The sequence below is a fragment of the Streptomyces sp. MMG1533 genome (assembly GCF_001279775.1).
In the GTDB taxonomy this organism is placed as follows: domain Bacteria; phylum Actinomycetota; class Actinomycetes; order Streptomycetales; family Streptomycetaceae; genus Streptomyces.
The window spans coordinates 21,537-41,785 of the sequence record NZ_LGDG01000111.1 but is presented as its reverse complement, the minus strand read 5'-3'; the positions used below and the strand labels follow the sequence as shown (position 1 = coordinate 41,785).

18 protein-coding genes are annotated in these 20,249 nt (G+C 69.7%); 2 read left to right on the top strand and 16 right to left on the bottom strand.

Going from position 1 to position 20,249, the window contains the following annotated elements; all coding sequences use genetic code 11:
• Positions 1-2: 2 nt before the first annotated feature.
• Positions 3-572: a dienelactone hydrolase family protein gene (locus ADK57_RS12865; RefSeq protein ID WP_053749551.1), complete on the bottom strand. Its 570-nt coding sequence runs from the start codon at positions 570-572 to the stop codon at positions 3-5.
• A gap of 131 nt (positions 573-703) precedes the next feature.
• Here ADK57_RS12865 and ADK57_RS12860 point away from each other — a divergent pair, with 131 nt between their 5' ends.
• Positions 704-1,831: a mechanosensitive ion channel family protein gene (locus ADK57_RS12860; protein WP_053749550.1), complete on the top strand. Its 1,128-nt coding sequence runs from the start codon at positions 704-706 to the stop codon at positions 1,829-1,831.
• 66 nt (positions 1,832-1,897) lie between these two features.
• Here ADK57_RS12860 and ADK57_RS12855 read toward each other — a convergent pair whose 3' ends face one another.
• The 6 genes from ADK57_RS12855 to ADK57_RS12830 form a co-directional block, all read right to left on the bottom strand.
• A complete protein-coding gene (locus tag ADK57_RS12855; protein WP_053749617.1) occupies positions 1,898-2,638 on the bottom strand; it encodes an SDR family NAD(P)-dependent oxidoreductase in 741 nt (246 codons plus the stop codon).
• 154 nt (positions 2,639-2,792) lie between these two features.
• Positions 2,793-4,379, bottom strand: a complete 1,587-nt coding sequence (locus ADK57_RS12850; RefSeq protein WP_053749549.1) for a Na+/H+ antiporter — start codon at positions 4,377-4,379, stop codon at positions 2,793-2,795.
• 122 nt (positions 4,380-4,501) lie between these two features.
• Entirely contained in the window at positions 4,502-4,972 is a 471-nt protein-coding gene (locus tag ADK57_RS12845; protein WP_053749548.1) for a GNAT family N-acetyltransferase, read from the bottom strand.
• Positions 4,969-5,913 carry an RluA family pseudouridine synthase gene (locus ADK57_RS12840; RefSeq protein ID WP_053749547.1) on the bottom strand — a complete coding sequence of 315 codons (945 nt, stop codon included), beginning with the start codon at positions 5,911-5,913 and terminating at the stop codon, positions 4,969-4,971. The genes ADK57_RS12845 and ADK57_RS12840 overlap by 4 nt, the downstream gene beginning before the upstream one ends.
• Positions 5,914-5,965: 52 nt before the next feature.
• On the bottom strand, positions 5,966-6,613 hold the full coding sequence (gene lspA / locus ADK57_RS12835; protein ID WP_053749546.1) for a signal peptidase II: 648 nt from the start codon (positions 6,611-6,613) through the stop codon (positions 5,966-5,968).
• A gap of 67 nt (positions 6,614-6,680) precedes the next feature.
• A complete protein-coding gene (locus tag ADK57_RS12830) occupies positions 6,681-7,703 on the bottom strand; it encodes a TraR/DksA family transcriptional regulator (protein WP_053749545.1) in 1,023 nt (340 codons plus the stop codon).
• Between the two features lie 604 nt (positions 7,704-8,307).
• Between ADK57_RS12830 and ileS the strand changes: the two genes are divergently transcribed.
• Entirely contained in the window at positions 8,308-11,445 is a 3,138-nt protein-coding gene (gene ileS, locus ADK57_RS12825; protein WP_053749616.1) for an isoleucine--tRNA ligase, read from the top strand.
• 201 nt (positions 11,446-11,646) lie between these two features.
• Here the strand turns inward: ileS and ADK57_RS12820 are convergent, their stop codons facing one another.
• The 9 genes from ADK57_RS12820 to ftsW all read right to left on the bottom strand — a co-directional run bounded on the left by ADK57_RS12820 (position 11,647) and on the right by ftsW (position 20,245).
• On the bottom strand, positions 11,647-12,828 hold the full coding sequence (locus ADK57_RS12820; protein ID WP_053749544.1) for a DivIVA domain-containing protein: 1,182 nt from the start codon (positions 12,826-12,828) through the stop codon (positions 11,647-11,649).
• Positions 12,829-12,874: 46 nt separating this feature from the next.
• The gene (locus tag ADK57_RS12815) at positions 12,875-13,159 is read right to left on the bottom strand and encodes a YggT family protein (protein WP_033318070.1); all 285 of its coding nucleotides are present in this window, start codon (positions 13,157-13,159) and stop codon (positions 12,875-12,877) included.
• A 71-nt stretch (positions 13,160-13,230) separates the two neighbouring features.
• On the bottom strand, positions 13,231-13,890 hold the full coding sequence (gene sepF, locus ADK57_RS12810; RefSeq protein ID WP_053749543.1) for a cell division protein SepF: 660 nt from the start codon (positions 13,888-13,890) through the stop codon (positions 13,231-13,233).
• Positions 13,891-14,019: 129 nt separating this feature from the next.
• Positions 14,020-14,739 (bottom strand): YggS family pyridoxal phosphate-dependent enzyme, encoded by a 720-nt coding sequence (locus ADK57_RS12805; protein WP_053749542.1) that lies wholly within the window; start codon positions 14,737-14,739, stop codon positions 14,020-14,022.
• Positions 14,740-14,745: 6 nt separating this feature from the next.
• Complete coding sequence (pgeF, locus tag ADK57_RS12800) at positions 14,746-15,477, bottom strand: peptidoglycan editing factor PgeF (RefSeq protein ID WP_053749541.1); 732 nt, start codon at positions 15,475-15,477, stop codon at positions 14,746-14,748.
• On the bottom strand, positions 15,474-16,676 hold the full coding sequence (gene ftsZ, locus ADK57_RS12795) for a cell division protein FtsZ (protein ID WP_053749540.1): 1,203 nt from the start codon (positions 16,674-16,676) through the stop codon (positions 15,474-15,476). Before ftsZ ends, pgeF begins: the two co-directional genes overlap by 4 nt.
• Positions 16,677-16,955: 279 nt before the next feature.
• Positions 16,956-17,750: a cell division protein FtsQ gene (gene ftsQ, locus ADK57_RS12790; RefSeq protein WP_053749539.1), complete on the bottom strand. Its 795-nt coding sequence runs from the start codon at positions 17,748-17,750 to the stop codon at positions 16,956-16,958.
• Between the two features lie 35 nt (positions 17,751-17,785).
• The gene (gene murG, locus ADK57_RS12785; RefSeq protein WP_053749538.1) at positions 17,786-18,883 is read right to left on the bottom strand and encodes an undecaprenyldiphospho-muramoylpentapeptide beta-N-acetylglucosaminyltransferase; all 1,098 of its coding nucleotides are present in this window, start codon (positions 18,881-18,883) and stop codon (positions 17,786-17,788) included.
• Positions 18,884-18,889: 6 nt separating this feature from the next.
• Positions 18,890-20,245, bottom strand: a complete 1,356-nt coding sequence (gene ftsW, locus ADK57_RS12780) for a putative lipid II flippase FtsW (protein ID WP_053749537.1) — start codon at positions 20,243-20,245, stop codon at positions 18,890-18,892.
• Positions 20,246-20,249 lie beyond the last annotated feature (4 nt).

The window sequence follows — 20,249 nt, the reverse complement described above, 5'->3', positions numbered from 1 at the left end:
TTCTACAGACTGACGAGGAAGCCGAGCGCCACCCGCCAGGTGGCCTCGGCGGCCTCCTCGTCGTAGTCGGGCAGGTCGGGGTCGGTGTACAGGTGGCCGGCCCCGGCGTATCGGTACACCTCCACGTCCGCACCCGCTCTGCCCATCTGGAGATACCAGGCGCTCAGCCAGTCGTCGGTCTCGAAGGGGTCCGGCTCGGCGACATGCAGCTGTACGGGCAGCTCGTCCACGGTCGCGTTCGGCGCTATGTCCGACGTGCCGTGCAGGAGCAGCAGCCCGCGCGCCTTCTCGTCGCCGAGCGCGAGGGTCTGCGCGATGGAGGCGCCGAGCGAGAACCCGGCGTAGACCAGCCCGCGTTCCGAGTAGGGCGCGGCGGCCAGGACGGCCCGCTTGAGCAGCTCGTCCTTGCCGATCTCGGTGTTGAAGGCCATGCCCTCCTCGACCGTCTCGAACGTACGCCCCTCGAAGAGGTCCGGCGTCCACACCTCGTGTCCGGCCGCGCGCAGCCGGTCCGCCGCCGCGCGCACCGCGGGCCTGAGGCCGAAGGTCGAGTGAAAGAGCACGATGTTCATGAACCCATGGTGCCAGCCGGGTACGACAACGCAGGTCACGGCGGCGCGCTCGGCCCGGGGCCACGGCCGTACCCACCCTGAGCGCGAAGTCACATGTTCATGTACCGCCGGGGCCGGTTACGTTCGTGGGCATGGAGAATCTACTCCGCCCACTGATCGTGGTCGGCGGCTCGGTCGTGCTCACGCTGGTCATCGGCTGGGCCACCGACCTGCTGCTGCGCAAGGCCGACGCACGGCATCACGAGACCCCGCTGTGGGGTCTGCTGCGCCGTGGCCGCATCCCCTACCAGCTCGTGCTCTGTGCGGCCCTGCTGAGAGGGTCGTACGACGAGGCGAAGCTGCTGGAGCGGCACAGCGCCGGCATCGGCCGGACCCTCACGCTGGTCCTGATCGGGGCCGCGGCGTGGCTGGTGATCCGCATCGCCGCCGCGATAGTGGAGACGTCGTACAGCCGCTACGCGCGCGCCCACCGCGACCCGGCCCGGGTACGGCGCGTGCGGACCCAGGTGACGCTGATCATGCGGGTGGTCGCCGCGGTCGTCGGGGTGGTGGCGGCGGCCACGATGCTGCTGACCTTCCCGGCGTTCCGCGCAGCGGGAGCCTCGCTGCTGGCCTCGGCCGGAATCCTCGGCATCGTCGCCGGTGTCGCCGCCCAGTCGACGCTCAGCAACATGTTCGCGGGGCTGCAGATCGCCTTCGGCGACATGGTCCGCATCGGCGACACGGTCGTGGTGGACGGCGAGTGGGGCACGGTCGAGGAGATAACACTGACGTTCCTGACCGTACGGACCTGGGACGAGCGCCGGATCACCATGCCCGTCTCGTACTTCACGTCCAAGCCCTTCGAGAACTGGTCGCGCGGCACCCCGCAGATGACCGGCATCGTCTTCTGGCACGTCGACCATGCCGCGCCGGTGGACGCGATGCGCGACAAGCTCCGCGACCTCCTGCGCGAGTCCCCGGCCTGGGACGGCCGCGCCTTCGGTCTGGACGTCACGGACACCACCCCGAACACCATGGAGGTGCGGGCCCTGATGACCGCCAAGGACGCCGACGACATCTGGACGGTACGCGTCACGGTCCGTGAGGGCATGATCCGCTGGCTGGCCGCGGAACACCCGTACGCCCTCCCCCGCGTCAACACGGCGGACGCGGCCCTGCCCCCGAACCGCACGAACGGCCGCCCCTCCCGGGACGACATCTCGCGCGACGGGGTGGCAGCGAGCCGCGGACACGGTCCGCCCCGGGCGGGCGGCTGACACCGGCCCTCGCCCCGGTGACCCGCGTCACCGGGGCGACCGACAGCCGGCTGCGGCCCGACGGCCTCAGTGGCCGCGCTCGGCGCCGCCGTTGACCTGGATCACCTGGGACGTGACATGGCCGGCTGCCGGGGAGGCGAGCCAGTGCAGGGTCGCGGCGACGTCCCCGGGCATCCCCGCACGCCCGGTCGAGGTCTCGCCGACGAGCCGCTCCCGCCGAGCCTCCTCGATCGCGCCGCCGAAGAACCCGGTGTCCTCGACGTAGCCGGGCGCGACGACGTTCACGGTGATGCCTCGGGGCCCGAGCTGCCGGGCCAGGTCATGGGCGTAGGGGTGCAACCCGGCCTTGGCCGCCGCGTACGCCCCGCTGCCCGAACCCCGGTACGCGGCAATGGAGCTGAGGAACAGCACCCGCCCACCCGGCTCGGCGAGCCGATCCCTGAGGGCCTCCGTGAGCAGGGCCGCGGTCAGGGTGTTGCTGCGGAAGTTCACGGTCCAGTCGTGCGCGACGAGGTCGAGCGGATCGACGCTGTCGGCGCGGGGTTCGAGCTGCCCGGCGCCTCCGGCACTGTGGATCAGCACGTCCACGGTCCCGAGCTCCTCGGCCACGAACCGGGCGACGCCGCGCACACTCTCCGGCTCGGCCAGATCGGCGGCGTAGGTCAGCGCCCCGGCCACCCTGGCCTTCTCCAACACCTCGATCCGCCGCCCGAGCAGCAGCACCCGATCCCCGTCTCCCGCGAAGACCTCCGCCGCGGCGAGCCCGATCCCCGTACCTCCGCCACTGATGACAACGTTGCGAGCCATGACGCAACCGTACATAAGCGGGTCTTGTACCCACGACGGAAAGCCGCCGACGGCGCCGCGCCCCCGCAGGAGAGCCCCCCTCGGCCAACCGGAAACGGGTGGTGCGCGGGTGGGAGACCAACACAGCACCCCCACCCCGCCCGCACCCGACAACTCACTTCAAACTCCGCACATCAAGATGCCGAAGCACCCGATCCACCACCTCCGGATCGGCCCCCGGCTCACTCCGCGCCGCCAGCACCTCGTGCCGGGCCGCGCTCAGCATCTCCCCCTGAATCCGCCGCACCCGCTTCAGCCTCCGCACCCGCTGCTCATGCGCCTCCCGCCGCTCGTCCTCCCCCACCTCCGGACTGATCCGCATCCCGATGTCGTGAGCCCGCCGCAGCATCTGCTCGGAAAACTCCTCCGGCAGGTCCTCCACGGCCTCGATCTCCCGCAGCCGCGCCTTCGCCGCCTTCGCCGCCCGCACGGCCAGCGCCTTCTCGAACTCCTTCTCCCGATCCGTGTCGGCCTGCACCCCCAGCCGTTTCACCAGCCACGGCAGGGTCAGTCCCTGCAGCACCAGCGTCGCCATGATCACCCCGAACGCGATGAACACGATCTCGTCCCGGTCGGGAAAGGCCGAACCGTCATCGGTCTTCAGGGGGATCGCCAACGCCAGCGCCACGGACGCCACCCCTCGCATCCCCGACCACCACATGACGACGGTCTCCCGCAGGGTCATCGGGATGTCCTCGTCGTGGTCCCGCCTCGCGTGCAGCCGCTTGGTGAGCCAGGTGGCCGGCACCAGCCACAACAGCCGTACGAACACGACCACACCCACGATCGCCGCCGCCCACCCGAGCATCTCGCCCCACCGCCCGGACGCGGTCCGGATCGCGTTGTGCAGTTCGAGGCCGATCAGCCCGAAGGCGACCCCGGTGACCAGCGTGTCGACGATGTCCCAGAAGGTGTGTCCGGCGAGCCGTGTCAGCACGTCGTCGGGATCGGTGGCGTACTCGGCGAGGAACAACGCGGTGGTGAGTACGGCGAGCACCCCGGACCCGCGGAACTCCTCCGCCAGCACGTACGAGGCGAACGGCACCAGCAGCGTCAACCCGATCTGCAGGGTCGGGTCCCCGAGCAGGTCCATCAGCTTGTTGGCGCCCCACCCCAGCACGATCCCCACGGCCACCGCCACCACCGCGGACAGCACAAGGTCCAGCCCCGCCCGCCACGGCGAAAAGGTCCCGCTCACCGCCGCGGTGATCGCCACGTGGTAGAGCACGATGGCCGTCACGTCGTTGAAGAGCCCCTCGCCCTCCAGGATGGACACCAGCCGCCGCGGCAGCCCGAGTTGGCCTGCCACCGCGGTCGCCGCGACCGGGTCGGGCGGCGCGACCAGCGCGCCGAGGGCCACTGCGGCGGCGACCGGCAGCCCCGGCACGATCGCGTTCGCGACGGCGGCCACGCACACCGTGGTGACGAAGACCAGCGCCACGGCCAGCAGGAAGATCGGCCGGATGTTGGCGGTGAACTGCCGCCAGGACGTGCGCCGTACGGCCGCGTACAGCAGCGGCGGCAACAGCAGGGGCAGGATGAGTTCCGGCGGGATGCTGACGTTCGGCACGAAGTCGAGCAGCGCGAGGACGATCCCGAGGAGCGTCATCAGCACCGGCGCCGGCAGCCCCAGCCGGTCCCCGACCGGAACGCTCACCACGGCCCCGAGCAACAGCACGAACAGCAGGGCCAACTGATCCACGGTCAGCCCTCCGGGGTCGTCTCGGCGTTCACACAGCAGACCTCAAGCCTGCCACGCCACGTGTTCACCGGTCCTTTCGACGCCCCGCCACAGCACGCCCCGCCACAGCCCCGCGCCGGCGGCTACAGCACGCGCCGCATGGCCCGATGCGGGATTCCGGCGTCCGGGAACTCCGGGCCGTACGCCACGTACCCCAGCCGCTCGTAGAACCCCAGCGCGTGCGTCTGCGCGTGCAGGTCCACCGCCGCGAGCCCACGCGCGCGTGCCGCGTCCTCGACCGCCCGTACGAGGGCGGCCCCGACGCCGAGCCCCCGCGCGTCCTTCGTCACGGCGAGCCTGCCCAGCGATCCCACCGCCGGGTCGCCGTCGGTCTTGGCCGCGGCCGCCGCGCCGTGCAGCAGCCGCCCGGTCCCGAGCGGTGTCCCGTCCTCCCGGACCGCCAGCACATGCACCGCGTCGGCGTCATACACGTCGTACTCGATGTCCTCAGGGACGCCCTGCTCGCCGACGAAGACCTCTTTGCGTACCGCGAAGCACGCCTCCCGGTCGGCGAGCTCCTCGGCAACCCGCATCAGGTACGACGACGAGCTCATGCGTAGGTCTCCTCGCGGACCTGGTCCAGAGCCTGCTGCAGGTCGTCCGGGTAGTCGCACGAGAACTCCGCCCACTGCCCGTCCCCGGGGTGCTCGAAGCCCAGCCGTACGGCGTGCAGCCACTGGCGGGTCAGGTGGAGCCGCTTGGCGAGCGTGGGGTCGGCGCCGTACGTCAGGTCGCCGACGCACGGGTGCCGGTGGGCGGCCATGTGGACGCGGATCTGGTGGGTACGGCCGGTCTCCAGCTTCACGTCGAGCAGGGAGGCCGCGCGGAACGCCTCGATGAGGTCGTAGTGGGTCACCGAAGGCTTTCCTTCGGCGGTGACCGCCCACTTGTAGTCGTGGGTCGGGTGACGGCCGATGGGAGCGTCGATGGTGCCGCTGGTCGGGTCCGGGTGGCCCTGGACGAGCGTGTGGTAGCGCTTGTCGACCGTGCGCTCCTTGAACTGGCGCTTGAGCGAGGTGTACGCGTACTCCGACTTCGCCACGACCATCAGGCCGGACGTGCCCACGTCGAGGCGGTGCACGATGCCCTGGCGCTCTGCGGCACCCGAGGTCGAGATGCGGTACCCGGCGGCGGCGAGCCCGCCGATCACGGTCGGCCCGGTCCAGCCGGGGCTGGGGTGCGCGGCCACGCCGACCGGCTTGACGATCACGACCACGTCGTCGTCGTCGTGCACGATCTCCATGCCCTCGACCGGCTCGGCGACGATCTGCACCGGCGCGGGCGCCTGCGGCATCTCGACCTCCAGCCAGGCCCCGCCGTGCACCCGCTCGGACTTCCCGACCACCGACCCGTCGACCGTGACCTTCCCCGCGGCGGCGAGTTCGGCAGCCTTGGTACGGGAGAAGCCGAACATGCGGGAGATGGCGGCGTCGACGCGCTCGCCCTCCAGGCCGTCGGGCACGGGCAGGGTGCGGATCTCGGGAATGGTGCTCACCCGTCGAGTATGCCGGACGGGTCCGACACTCTCGTACGAGAGTCCCGGGTGCTCAGTCCTTGTGGACGGTGCCGTCCGGGTCGAGCCCCTTGAACGACAGCAGCACGATCAGGATGCCGCCGCACACGATCGCCGAGTCGGCGAGGTTGAAGACCGCGAAGTGCTTGGGCGCGATGAAGTCGACGACCGCGCCCTCGAACACGCCCGGCGAACGGAAGATCCGGTCGGTGAGGTTGCCGAGCGCCCCGCCGAGCAGCAGGCCGAGCGCGATCGCCCAGGGCAGGCTGTAGAGCTTGCGGGCGAGGCGGGCGATGACCACGATCACGGCGGCCGCGATCACCGTGAAGATCACGGTGAAGGCCTCGCCGAAGCCGAAGGCGGCGCCCGCGTTGCGGATGGCCTCGAACTTCAGCCAGTCCCCGATGATCTCGATCGGCGCGTGGTGCTCCAGCTTGGCGACCACGATCATCTTGCTGATCAGGTCGAGGGCGTAGGCGAAGGCCGCGACCACGAACAGCACGGCGATCCGCCGCCTGCCCCGGGGCCGCTCGGCCTCGGCGGCCTCCGGCGCGTCCGCGGCGGACGGCTCGCCCGACGCCGACTTCCCGGCGTCCCCGGCGGGCCTGTCCGACTGCTCCGGCTCGCCGCCCGCCGCCTCAGGGGTATCCGGCGTACCGATGATGCGCTCCGCCTCTGCCACGTGAGTCCCTCAAGCTAGGTACCTGACTGAGGACGAGGGTACGACACGCCCCGCGGCGCCCACGTGATCAGTACCGGCGTTCCTGCTTCTGCTTGCACTCCACACACAGGGTGGCCCGCGGGAAGGCCTGCATGCGGGCCTTGCCGATGGGGTTGCCGCAGTTCTCGCACAGGCCGTAGGTGCCCGCGTCGAGCCGTTCCAGGGCGCGCTCGGTCTGGATGAGCATCTCGCGCGCGTTGGCCGCGAGGGCCAGTTCGTGCTCCCGCGTGATGTTCTTGGTGCCGGTGTCCGCCTGGTCGTCGCCGGCGCCGTCCCCGGAGTCCCGCATCAGACCCACGAGGGACGCCTCGGACGAGGTGATCTCGTCGCGCAGCCGCGTCGCCTCGGACGTCAGCTCGGCACGCGCCTCCTCGACCTCTTCCGGCGTCCAGGGATCCTCGCCGGGGCGCACCGCGAGCTCGCCGGGCTCCGCCGCGGCGACCCGTGCCTTGGGAACGGCGGTCTTCGCCGCCGCGGCCGTGCCAGGAGTCTTCTTCGCAACCACTGTCGTGGCTCCCGTCTGCTCCGCGGCCTGCGCCGCGCCCGCCTTCTTGGCCGTGCTTTTCTTGGCCGCAGTCGTCTTGGCTGCGCTCTTCGTAGGGGCGCTCTTCGTGGAGGTGCTCTTCGTGGAGGTGCTCTTCTGAGCAGCCGTCTTCTTCACGGCCGCCGCCTTCGCACCCGTCTCCTTCGCGGTCGCAGCCTTCTTCGCTCCGGCCTTCTTCGCTCCGGCCTTCTTCGCCGCCGCCTCCTTGCCGGTGGCCTTCCTGCCCGCCGGCCTCTCCGCCCCCTCCTCCTGGACCGCGGCCTGCGTCACCGCCGCCGTCTTCTTCCCCGTGGCCTTCTTCGCCGCGGCCTTCTTGGCACCCGCATCCGCACCCGCCCCTGACCCCGTGCTCCTGGCGGCCACCTTCTTCACGGCGGTCTTCTTCACGGCGGTCTTCTTCGCCGCCGTACCCACCGTCTTCTTCCCGCCGACGTCCTTGGCCGCACCGCCGGAGGCACCCGTGGACCCGGACGCCGACTGCTGTACGGCGGTCTTCTTCGCCACCATGGCCGCGGCCCCTTCACATATTGTGATCTTGCACGCGAATCGTGCTGGGACGATAAATCGACTTGAGTCCCACGGCAACGGGGCGCACCGCCCGATTCGCCCGCCTCGCGGATGCCGCGCGGCAAACCTGCATGCGTTGTGCCCAGCTCCCCGCCGGGTAATCCGCCGAGCGGGACGTCCCGGGATTCGAACACGCGCACCTCGCCATTCGGGTCATCCCCGGCCTCCGCCGAGCACCCGCCCCGGCCGCGGGAAAACCGGTCGGCCGCTGTCCTTGCGGCGCCGTACACTGGGCGGAGCGAAAAGCGTGGATGGGGACGAGTAGCGACGTACGCAGCCCAGAGCGACCCGGGGACGGTGGAAGCCCGGGGGCGAGCGCGACGTGAAGATCACCCCGGAGCCGCCGGAAGAAAGCCGCAGCCGAAAGAAGGCGGCCAGTAGACCCGGCATCGCGACCCCAATGAGGGGGCTCACCGGTGTGTACGGCGCACTGGAGGGCCAAGGAGGGTGGTACCGCGGGAGCGCGCCGAAAACGGCGCAGGGAATGACACAGCTCTCGTCCCTCCGGACGGAAGGCAGCAAGTCCGCCGGAGGAAGCTCGCTGATGACAATCCCGACGTACCGCCAGGTGCCCGCCCAGGTCGACCTGCCCGCGCTCGAGCACGCGGTGCTCGACTTCTGGCGCGAGCAGAAGATCTTCGCCAAGTCCCTGGAGCAGTCCGAGGGCCGCCCCGAGTGGGTGTTCTACGAGGGCCCGCCCACCGCCAACGGCATGCCGGGCGCCCACCACATCGAGGCACGCGTCTTCAAGGACGTCTTTCCCCGCTTCCGCACCATGCGCGGCTACCACGTGGCCCGCAAGGCCGGCTGGGACTGCCACGGCCTGCCGGTGGAGCTGGCGGTCGAGAAGGAACTCGGCTTCAGCGGCAAGAAGGACATCGAGGCGTACGGCATCGCCGAGTTCAACGCCAAGTGCCGCGAGTCCGTGACCCGCCACACCGACGCCTTCACCGACCTGACGACCCGCATGGGCTACTGGGTCGACCTCGACGACGCGTACCGCACGATGGACCCGGAGTACATCGAGTCGGTCTGGTGGTCGCTCAAGGAGATCTTCAACAAGGGTCTGCTGGTCCAGGACCACCGCGTCGCCCCCTGGTGCCCGCGCTGCGGCACCGGCCTGTCCGACCACGAACTGGCACAGGGCTACGAGACGGTCGTGGACCCGTCCGTGTACGTCCGCTTCCCGCTCACCTCCGGCCCGCTCGCCGGCGAGGCCGCGCTCCTCGTCTGGACGACGACCCCCTGGACCCTGGTCTCCAACACGGCCGTCGCCGCGCACCCCGAGGTCACCTACGTGGTCGCGACGAACGGCGAGGAGAAGCTCGTCGTCGCCGAACCGCTCGTGGAGAAGTCGCTCGGCGAGGGCTGGGAGACCACCGGCCAGTCCTTCACCGGCGCCGAGATGGAGCGCTGGACGTACCAACGTCCGTTGGAGCTCGTGGAGTTCCCGGCGCCCGCCCACTACGTGGTGAACGCGGAGTACGTCACGACCGAGGACGGTACGGGTCTGGTCCACCAGTCCCCCGCCTTCGGTGAGGACGACCTCAAGGTCTGCCGCGCCTACGGCCTGCCGGTGGTGAACCCGGTCCGCCCGGACGGCACCTTCGAAGAGGACGTCCCCCTGGTCGGCGGCGTCTTCTTCAAGAAGGCGGACGAAAAGCTCACCGCGGACCTCCAGCAGCGCGGCCTCCTCTTCAAGCACATCCCGTACGAGCACAGCTACCCGCACTGCTGGCGCTGCCACACCGCGCTCCTCTACTACGCGCAGCCGTCCTGGTACATCCGCACCACGGCCGTCAAGGACCGCCTCCTCCAGGAGAACGAGAACACCAACTGGTTCCCGGACTCGGTCAAGCACGGCCGGTACGGCGACTGGCTGAACAACAACATCGACTGGGCGCTGTCCCGCAACCGCTACTGGGGCACCCCGCTGCCGATCTGGCGCTGCGAGGACGACCACCTCACCGTCGTCGGCTCCCGCACGGAGCTCACCGAGCTGACCGGCACCGACCAGTCGGGCCTGGACCCGCACCGCCCGTTCATCGACGACGTCACCTTCGCCTGCCCCCAGTGCCAGAAGACGGCCACCCGCGTGCCGGAGGTCATCGACGCCTGGTACGACTCGGGTTCGATGCCGTTCGCGCAGTGGGGCTACCCGCACAAGAACAAGGAACTGTTCGAGTCCCGCTACCCGGCGCAGTTCATCAGCGAGGCCATCGACCAGACCCGCGGCTGGTTCTACACGCTGATGGCGGTCGGCACCCTGGTCTTCGACAAGTCGTCGTACGAGAACGTCGTGTGCCTGGGCCACATCCTCGCCGAGGACGGCCGCAAGATGTCCAAGCACCTGGGCAACACCCTGGAGCCGATCCCGCTGATGGACCAGCACGGCGCCGACGCGGTCCGCTGGTTCATGGCGGCCGGCGGCTCACCGTGGGCGGCCCGCCGCGTCGGACACGGCACCATCCAGGAGGTCGTCCGCAAGACGCTCCTCACGTACTGGAACACGGTCGCCTTCCAGGCCCTGTACGCCCGTACGTCCGACTGGGCGCCCAGCGAGGCCGACCCGGCCCCGGCGGACCGGCCCGTCCTCGACCGCTGGCTCCTGTCCGAACTCCACGCGCTCACCGACCAGGTGACGCAGGCTCTGGAGGCGTACGACACCCAGCGCGCCGGAAAGCTGCTCTCGGCGTTCGTCGACGACCTGTCCAACTGGTACGTACGCCGCTCCCGTCGCCGCTTCTGGCAGGGCGACAAGGCGGCGCTGCGCACCCTGCACGAGGTCGTCGAGACGGTCACCAAACTGCTGGCCCCGCTGACCCCGTTCATCACCGAACGCGTCTGGCAGGACCTGGTCGTGCCCGTCACGCCCGGCGCCCCGGAGTCGGTGCACCTGGCGTCCTGGCCTCAGGCGGACCTGTCCGCCATCGACCCGGAGCTGTCGAAGCAGATGGTTCTGGTGCGGCGTCTGGTGGAGCTGGGCCGTGCCACGCGCGCGGAGTCGGGCGTGAAGACGCGCCAGCCGCTGCGGCGCGCGCTGGTCGCGGCGACGGGCTTCGACTCGCTCAACCCCGACCTGCACGCGCAGATCACGGAGGAGCTGAACGTCGAGTCCCTGGCGTCGCTGTCCGAGGTGGGCGGCTCGCTGGTCGACACGACGGCCAAGGCCAACTTCCGAGCGCTCGGCAAGCGGTTCGGCAAGCGGGTCCAGGATGTGGCGAAGACCATCGCGAACGCGGACGCCGCCGCCCTGTCCCTGGCGCTGCGCGAGGGCACGGCGTCGGTGGAGGTCGAGGGCGAGACGGTCACGCTCGCCCCGGACGAGGTCATCATCACGGAGACCCCGCGCGAGGGCTGGTCGGTGGCGTCCGACTCGGGAGCCACGGTCGCCCTCGACCTGGAGATCACGGAGAAGCTGCGCCAGGCGGGCCTGGCCCGTGACGCGATCCGTCTGATCCAGGAGGCCCGCAAGAACAGCGGCCTCGACGTGGCCGACCGCATCGCGCTGCGCTGGACGGCGACGGACCCGGCGGTGATCGCCGCACTCGACGAGCACGCCACCCTGATCGCCGAGGAGGTCCTCGCCACGGACTTCGCCCAGGGCCAGGCGGACGAGGCATACGGTTCCCCGTTCACGGACGAGGGCCTGTCCCTGACGTTCCGCCTGCGCAAGGCGTAACGAACGACACGAAGGCCCGGGTACACCGAGAAAATCTTGGTGCACCCGGGCCTTCGGCGTTGCGTACGCAGGACAACTGCACCGGCACCCGAACACTCACGGCAGGAACCCCGAACGCGCGCAGCAAAAGGGCGGGGCCCCGGATGAAAATCCGGGGCCCCGCCCTGAACGCTGCCGACGCCTACGGCGTACTCATAACCGTCAGTTGTCGTCCTCGTCGATGAGGAAGCCGCGCATCGGCGAGGGAGCCTGCCCCATCGGCGACGGGCCCTGCGGCCGTACCGGCGCCATGGGCTGGGTCATCGCCGGGGACATCTGCTGCTGGCCGCCGTAGGACGGGGCGGCCGGAGCCGGGCCACCGCCCATGCCCTGGTTGCCACCGTACGACGGGGCGCTCGCGCCGGCCGGAGCCATGGAAGGCGCCGGGGACGGCGGCAGCGACGCGGTCGCCGGGGTGCGCGGCGGGGCCAGCGAGTCGTCCGCCTGGGTCTCCAACTGACGCAGCTGCGACTCCAGGTAGGACTTCAGGCGCGTGCGGTACTCGCGCTCGAAGCCTCGCAGGTCCTCGACCTTGCGCTCCAGCGTGGCGCGGGCGGACTCCAGGGAGCCCATCGCCACGCGGTGCTTCTCCTGCGCGTCCCGCTCCAGGGCGTCGGCCTTGGCACGGGCGTCACGCTCAAGACCCTCGGCACGCGAACGCGCCTCGCCGACGATCTTGTTGGCCTCGGAACGAGCCTCGGCGATCGCCTGGTCGGCGGTCTGCTGGGCCAGCGAGAGGACACGCGCGGCGCTGTCGCCACCGGGGCCCTGACCGGGGCCGCCCATCGGACCGCCCATGGGGCCACCCATCGGGCCGCCCATCTGCTGCTGCATGGGGGGCTGGCCACCCATCGGGCCCTGACCCATCGGACCCTGGCCCATCGGACCGGGACCCTGCGGGCCACCCTGGCCACCGCTGGGACCGGCAGGCAGCTGCGGTGCACCGCTCGGCAGCTGGGGCGGGCCACCCATGGGGCCGCCCATCTGCTGCTGCGGCGGGCCAGATATGCCGGCAGGCACCGGGCCGCCGGGTCCGCGCATGCCCTGCTGAGGCATTCCCTGCTGGGGCATGCCACCCTGCTGCGGCATACCGCCCTGCTGGGGCATTCCCTGCTGCTGGTCCTGTTGCTGCTCCGGGGGCTTGCGCATGTTCTGCTGATTCTGGGCAGCAGCGCGCGTGGCCGCGGCCAGCTTGGCACGCAGGTCCTCGTTCTCGCGGAGCAGGCGCGTCAGTTCGGCTTCGACCTCGTCGAGGAAGGCATCGACCTCGTCCTCGTCATAGCCTTCTCGGAGGCGGACGGTCGTGAACTGCTTGTTCCGCACGTCCTCGGGGGTCAACGGCATCTCTTCACCTCAACGTAGTCGTCGGCATTCGGCAAGACCGTATCGTTCACAGCCGGCTCACGACGGAGATCAGGATGTAGACGATGATCATCAGTACGAAGAAGGACAGGTCGAGCGCCACGCCCCCGAGACGCAGCGGCGGAATGAACCGCCGCAGAAGCTTGAGCGGTGGATCAGTGACAGTGTAGGTGGCCTCCAGAACGACCACCATCGCCTTGCCGGGTTGCCATGAGCGGGCGAACTGGAAGACGTAGTCCATGACCAACCGGAAGATCAGCACGATGAGGAAGCACATCAGCGCGATGTAGACGACATCCAGAACCACGCTCATTGCCTGTGCTTCCCTCTCCCCTGTTCCGTGCTGCTGACTACTACTTGTACTGCTGTTTCCGGTCGTGCGTCTCAGCTCTGGTTGAAGAACCCGCCCTCTGCGATGCGGGCCTTGTCCTCCGCCGTGACATCGACGTTAGCAGGCGACAACAGGAACACCTTCTGCGTCACCCGCTCGATGCTGCCGTGAAGACCAAACACCAAACCGGCCGCAAAGTCGACAAGTCGCTTCGCGTCTGTGTCATCCATCTCAGTCAGATTCATGATCACCGGGGTGCCCTCACGGAAGTGTTCCCCGATGGTACGGGCCTCGTTGTAGGTCCGGGGGTGAAGTGTGGTGATCCGGTAAGGCTCTCGTTCCGACACGACCTTGGGCATGATCACCGGTGCATTCTTCTCCAGGCTTGCGCGTTCTTGTGTGATGGATGCCACGGGCGCGATACGCGCCGGACGCCCGGATTCCGCGCCTAGCGAAGCGGAACGGGGCAGCGGGTCGCGCGGCACCGGGGGCTGCACCACTCGTACCGATTCGCCCCTTTCAGACTGATGTGCCTGATGAGACTGGTGTGAACCGTGCGACTGGTGTGACAGCTCGTGCCGTCGACGGTCCCGCTCGGGCTCCGGGTCCAGTTCGGGTTCGAAGTCGTCGTCGGGGTCGAAACCGCGGCCGTCGTACCCATCGTCCTCCACGAGGCCGAGGTAGACCGCCATCTTGCGCATCGCGCCGGCCATTCTCTGAGTCCTCCGCTCTGTGGTGGATCGGCTGACGACTGCCAAGTGCCCGCGATCCACTAGGTCGTTATGCCCGCTGTGCTGCGGAAATGACCATATTTTCTGCTGTGGTCCGACTTCCTGGCGACGTTACCCGAGCCTGGGGCGTACTCCGAGTACCGCGGTGCCGACGCGTACATGTGTCGCTCCGGCCGCCACGGCCTGTTCGAGGTCCGCACTCATCCCTGCCGAGACCATGTTCGCAGCCGGATGCGTTCGGCGCAGGTCGGTCGACAAATCCATCAACCGCTCGAACGCCGCCTGTTGGCGCCCCGCGTACTCGCCGGTAAGCGGAGCGACGGTCATCAGCCCGTCGAGCCGCAGCCCCGGAGCGTCGGCGACGAGGTCGGCCAACTCTTCGATTCCGCCAGGTCCTACACCACCCCGCTCGCCCCTTCCGCTCTCGTCCGCGTCGAGTGCGACCTGCAGGAGACATCCCACCTCACGCCCGACCCGCACGGCCTCCTTGGACAAAGCCGTGACGAGCTTGGAACGATCGACAGACTGCACGAGATCCGCGTAACCGACCACAGACCGCACCTTGTTGGTCTGCAACTGGCCGACGAAGTGCCAATTAAGGGGCAGATCCGCGCATTCCGCGGCCTTGGGTGCCGCGTCCTGGTCCCGGTTCTCGGCGACGTGACGCACACCGAGCTCCGAGAGCATCCGCACGTCACTCGCGGGATAGGTCTTGGTGACCACGATCAGGGTCACTTCTTCGCGCTTGCGCCCCGCGGCCCCACATGCGGCGGCGATGCGCTCCTCCACTTTCGCCAGATTTCCGGCGAGTTCACCCTTACGGTCCGTCATGCCCCATCAGTCCAACCAGACATATCCCGCGAGTCGCCCCGTGGTGCGATCGCGGCGGTATGAGAAGTGGTCGCCCGACTCGAGCGTGCACACCGGCGACTGCTGCCGGTCGCGGACCCCGAGTCGCTCGAGCTGTGCGTGCACTCCGGCGGTCACGTCGACCGCGGGTGTGTCCCAGCTCGTCTCGGCGTGCGCCGCAGGTTCGACGGCCGCGACCTCGGCGCGCATGGCTTCCGGCACTTCGTAGCACCGGCCGCAGACGGCGGGTCCGGTGCGGGCGACGATCCGGGAGGGCTCGGCGCCCAGCTTCGCCATGGCCCGTACGGCGGCGGGGACGACGCCGGCGATCATGCCGGGCCGGCCCGCGTGGGCCGCGGCGGCGATCCCCGCGACCGGGTCGGCGAGCAGGACGGGCGTGCAGTCGGCGGTCAGGACGGCGAGGGCGAGTCCGCGCCGGGCGGTGACGATCGCGTCGACCGAGGGGACCCCCGAAGCCGAGCCCCAGGGTCCGTCCACCACCGCCGCATCGGCCCCGTGCACCTGGTTCATCCAGACCACCTGAGCGGGGTCGAGTCCCAGGTACTTGGCGGCCAGTTCACGATTGGTCCGTACGGCCTCGGGGTCGTCGCCGACCGCACCACCGAGGTTGAGCTCCTCATACGGAGCGGCGCTCACCCCGCCCCACCGGTCGGTGAAGGCGAAGTGCGCGCCGCTCACGGTCTCGCGCTGTCCTATCACTTCAGGAAGTCCGGCACATCCAGCTCCTCGGCCGCGCTGTCCGAGTAGGTCCGCGACGGCGGGACCGGCGGAGCGACCGGGAGGTCGGCCACCGGCTCGGGCACCGACTCCGACTCCTCCTTCGGCGTGACGCTGCCGAGCGAGCCGAAGGACGGGCGGCTCTCGGTCTGCCGCACCGGAGTGGGCTCCTCGCGACGGGCGGAGGAGGACGACGAGGTCGAACCGAGGACGGTGTCCCGGCGGGCCGGCGGCTGGCCGCCGTCGAAGCCGGCCGCGATCACGGTGACCCGGACCTCGTCGCCGAGGGCGTCGTCGATGACCGCGCCGAAGATGATGTTGGCCTCGGGGTGGGCGGCCTCGCTCACCAGCTGGGCGGCCTCGTTGATCTCGAAGAGACCGAGGTCGGAGCCGCCGGAGATGGAGAGCAGCACGCCCCGGGCGCCGTCGATGGACGCCTCCAGGAGCGGCGAGGAGATCGCCATCTCGGCCGCGGCCACCGCGCGGTCGTCGCCGCGGGCCGAGCCGATGCCCATGAGGGCCGAACCGGCCTCGGACATGACCGACTTGACGTCGGCGAAGTCGAGGTTGATCAGGCCGGGCGTGGTGATGAGGTCGGTGATGCCCTGAACACCGGAGAGCAGGACCTGGTCCGCCGACTTGAAGGCGTCGAGGACCGAGACCTGGCGGTCCGAGATGGACAGCAGCCGGTCGTTCGGGATAACGATGAGGGTGTCGACCTCTTCGCGGAGTTCGGCGATGCCGTCCTCGGCCTGGTTGGCGCGACGCCGTCCCTCGAAGGTGAACGGGCGCGTGACCACGCCGATGGTGAGGGCGCCCAAGGAGCGTGCGATGTTGGCCACGACGGGCGCGCCGCCGGTGCCGGTGCCGCCGCCTTCACCGGCCGTCACGAAGACCATGTCGGCCCCCTTGAGGACCTCCTCGATCTCCTCGCGGTGGTCCTCGGCGGCCTTGCGGCCCACAGCCGGGTTGGCTCCGGCGCCGAGTCCGCGGGTGAGTTCGCGGCCGACGTCGAGTTTGACGTCGGCGTCGCTCATCAACAGCGCCTGCGCGTCGGTGTTGATGGCGATGAACTCGACGCCCTTGAGACCGACCTCGATCATCCGGTTGATGGCATTGACACCACCGCCGCCGACACCGATGACTTTGATGACTGCGAGGTAGTTCTGCGGTGCTGCCACGTCGAAGGCCTCTCGCCTCGAGTTACGTGTCGTCGCCTCGCGGCCTTGCCGCGGTCCGACGACTGATGCCGATTGGGACGGTCCGTATCGCCGACCCGAACCCTAACGTTGAAGTTTAGGGTTACCAGTGTGTCTGTTCCCTGGAGTCTTCTGAACAGGACACTAAGTCGACAAGTGGCGCACGTTCAACGAACACGCCGAACCTCCCGTTTTTCTTTTCACCCTATGTGATCAGGCGTAGCAGTGCCCAACCAGGGTGCTGGCCTGCGCGGATGTGCGTCAACTCCCTGATGACGCAGGCGCGGCGGGCACGCTGACGTCGAAGTGCCGCGCATCGGGAGAGGCTTTCATGAGAGCCGTGAGCGTACGGGCCTTCTCGGCGCCCTTCTCGCTGCTTCCCCAGGCGACGGTCCGGTCGTCGCTCAACTCCAGCGAGATGTCGTCGTACGAACGCACCTTGACGGCCTGGGTCCGATGCGCGACGGCGGCCGGAATGGCACGCGCGACGCGGACTGCCTCCCGCACCAATCGGTCCTCGCCGAAACGGCGCAGGCTCGCGGCGCGCGAGCCCGGCCGGGACAGCGTCAATTCCAGTGCGGGCACGCCTTTCGGGGCTTCGGAAACCGTGGCGAATCGGACACCTTCATCGTCCACTTCGACAAAGTTTCCGCCCTTTTGGACAAGCAGAACCGGAGTACGCTCAGTCACTTTCAGCCCGATTCCATCGGGCCAGGAACGCACTACGTCAACCACGTCAATTCGGGGCAATTTCCTGCGCAGTCGTGCCTCGATCACATCGGTGTCGACGGAAATCAGCGGCGCTCCGACCGGAACGTCGGCGGCCTCGCGCACCTGCGCGGGCGTCAGAACCCTGGTCCCGGAGACCGATACGCGCTCCACGCGCAGCCAGTTCGATCCGTACAGCACCCAGACGGAACCGGCGCCGACGAGCACCAGCGCGACGGCGAGGATGATGATCGTACGAAGCCGGGGTGGTGTGAACCTCCGGACGGGCGGCGGGCCGGACGACTCCTGCTGGCGTTCACCGCGCTCGGCGGTCGTCGATCCGGCCACGCTCCCTGCCCTTCGCCTACACGGAAATACGGTCCCTATCGGTGTGCACGGCTGGCGGCGATCGCCTCGTACACCATGCCGACGAGCAGGTCGTCGGCGTCCCGGCGGCCGAACTCACTGGCGGAGCGGGACATCTGGTACAGCCGGTGCGGGTCGGCGAGCACGGGCAGGACGTTCTGCTGCACCCACTCGGGCGTCAGGTCCGCGTCGTCGACCAGGAGTCCGCCGCCGGCCTTGACCACCGGCTGGGCGTTCAGCCGCTGTTCGCCGTTGCCGATGGGCAGCGGGACGTAGGCGGCAGGGAGTCCGACGGCGGAGAGTTCGGCGACGGTCATCGCGCCCGCGCGGCAGAGCATCATGTCGGCCGCGGCGTACGCGAGGTCCATCCGGTCCACGTACGGTACCGGGATGTACGGGGGCATCCCCGGCATCTGCTGTACCTGCGGCAGTTCGTTCTTGGGGCCGACCGCGTGCAGGATCTGGATCCCGGCCTGCTGGAGGTACGGCGCGACCTGCTGGACCACCTCGTTGAGCCGGCGCGCACCCTGCGAACCGCCGGACACCAGCAGCGTCGGCAGGTTCGGGTCGAGTCCGAAGGCGGCGCGGGCCTCGGGGCGCATGGCCGCCCGGTCGAGGGTGGCGATCGAGCGGCGCAGCGGGATGCCGATGTAGCGGGCGTCACGCAGCTTGCTGTCCGGGGTGGAGACGGCGACCTTGGCCGCGTACCGCGAGCCGATCTTGTTGGCGAGGCCGGGACGGGCGTTGGCCTCGTGGATCACGATGGGCACGCCCAGGCGCTTCGCGGCGAGGTAGCCGGGCAGCGCCACGTAGCCGCCGAAGCCGACGACGCAGTCCGCCTTGGTGCGCTCCAGGATCTGCTCGGCGGCCTTGATCGTGCCGCGCAGCCGGCCCGGGACGGTGATCAGCTCGGGGGTGGGCTTGCGTGGCAGCGGTACCGCGGGGATCAGCGCGAGATCGTAGCCCCGCTCCGGTACGAGCCGGGTCTCCAGGCCGCGCTCCGTGCCCAGGGCCGTGATTCCCACGGTCGGGTCCTGCCTGCGCAGGGCGTCCGCGAGGGCGAGCGCTGGCTCGATGTGGCCGGCGGTCCCCCCACCGGCGAGTACGACATGCACCGAAATTCACCGCTCTCCGGACGAGCGCGCCATCGAGGCACGCCGTCTCATCGTGTTCCATCTCCGAGGCCCCCGCACAGGGCCTCCCGCCCGCTTTCTACCAAAGCGGGGTTGCCGCATCGAAAGCGCCATCCGCGCAGCGGGATCGTCACGCGCGAAGGCGATCAGCAACCCGATGGCGAACATGGTCGGCAGCAGGGCGGATCCCCCGTACGAGAACAGCGGGAGGGGGACACCGGCGATCGGCAGCAGACCGAGCACCGCACCCATGTTGATCACCGCCTGTGCGGTGATCCAGGTGGTCACACCTCCCGCGGCATACCTCACGAAGGGGTCCTCCGTGCGTCCGGCCACGCGGATACCCGCATAGCCTAGAGCCGCGAAGAGGGCGAGCACGGACAGCGTCCCCGCCAGGCCCAGTTCCTCACCGGTCACGGCGAAGATGAAGTCCGTGTGCGCTTCCGGGAGTTGGCCCCATTTTTCCACACTCGCACCGAGCCCGGAACCGAAGAGTCCGCCGGAGGCGAGCGCATAGATGCCGTGCACGGCCTGCCAGCAGTCGGCCACTCCGGCCTTCGGCTCGGTGGCGCCGATGCACTGGAGCCGGGCCATGCGGTTGGGGCTGGTCTTGATGAGGATCACACCGAGCGTGGCGGCGATCGACAGCACCCCGACGAACAGCCGGGTCGGCGCGCCCGCAAGCCACAGCAGGCCGAACAGGATCGCCGTCAGGATGATCGCCGTACCCATGTCGCCGCCGAGCATGATCAGCCCGAGCAGCATGAAGGCGGCCGGCACGAGCGGCACCAGCATGTGCTTCCACTGGGTCAGCAGCTTCTTGTCCTGCTTGCGGGCGAGCAGGTCGGCGCCCCACAGCACGAGTGCGAGCTTGCCGAACTCGCTGGGCTGGATCTGGAAGGAGCCGCCGAGGGAGATCCAGTTCTGGTTGCCGTTGACCGACATCCCTATCCCCGGGATCTGTACCAGGGTCATCAGGAAGACGGCGCCCGCGAGGATCGGGTAGGCGAGCGCCCGGTGCAGCTTCACCGGCATCCGGGAGGCGACCAGCAGCAGTACCCCGCCGATGACGGCCGCGAGGAGCTGCTTGCGGAAGAAGTACGAGCCCGGCAGGGACATCTGCAGGGCGGTGATCTGGGAGGCCGAGTAGACCATCACCAGTCCGAGCACGGTGATCAGCAGGCTGCCGCCGAGGATCAGGTAGTACGCGGTCAGCGGCCGGTCCCAGGCGCGGCGGGCGCGCAGGTACAGGCTGAGGAACGGGTTCTCCCGCGGGGCCCGGGGGGCGGCGGGCCTGACGGCCCGCCGTTGCGCGGGCGGCCGGCCGGTACGGCTACCGGGCATCGCT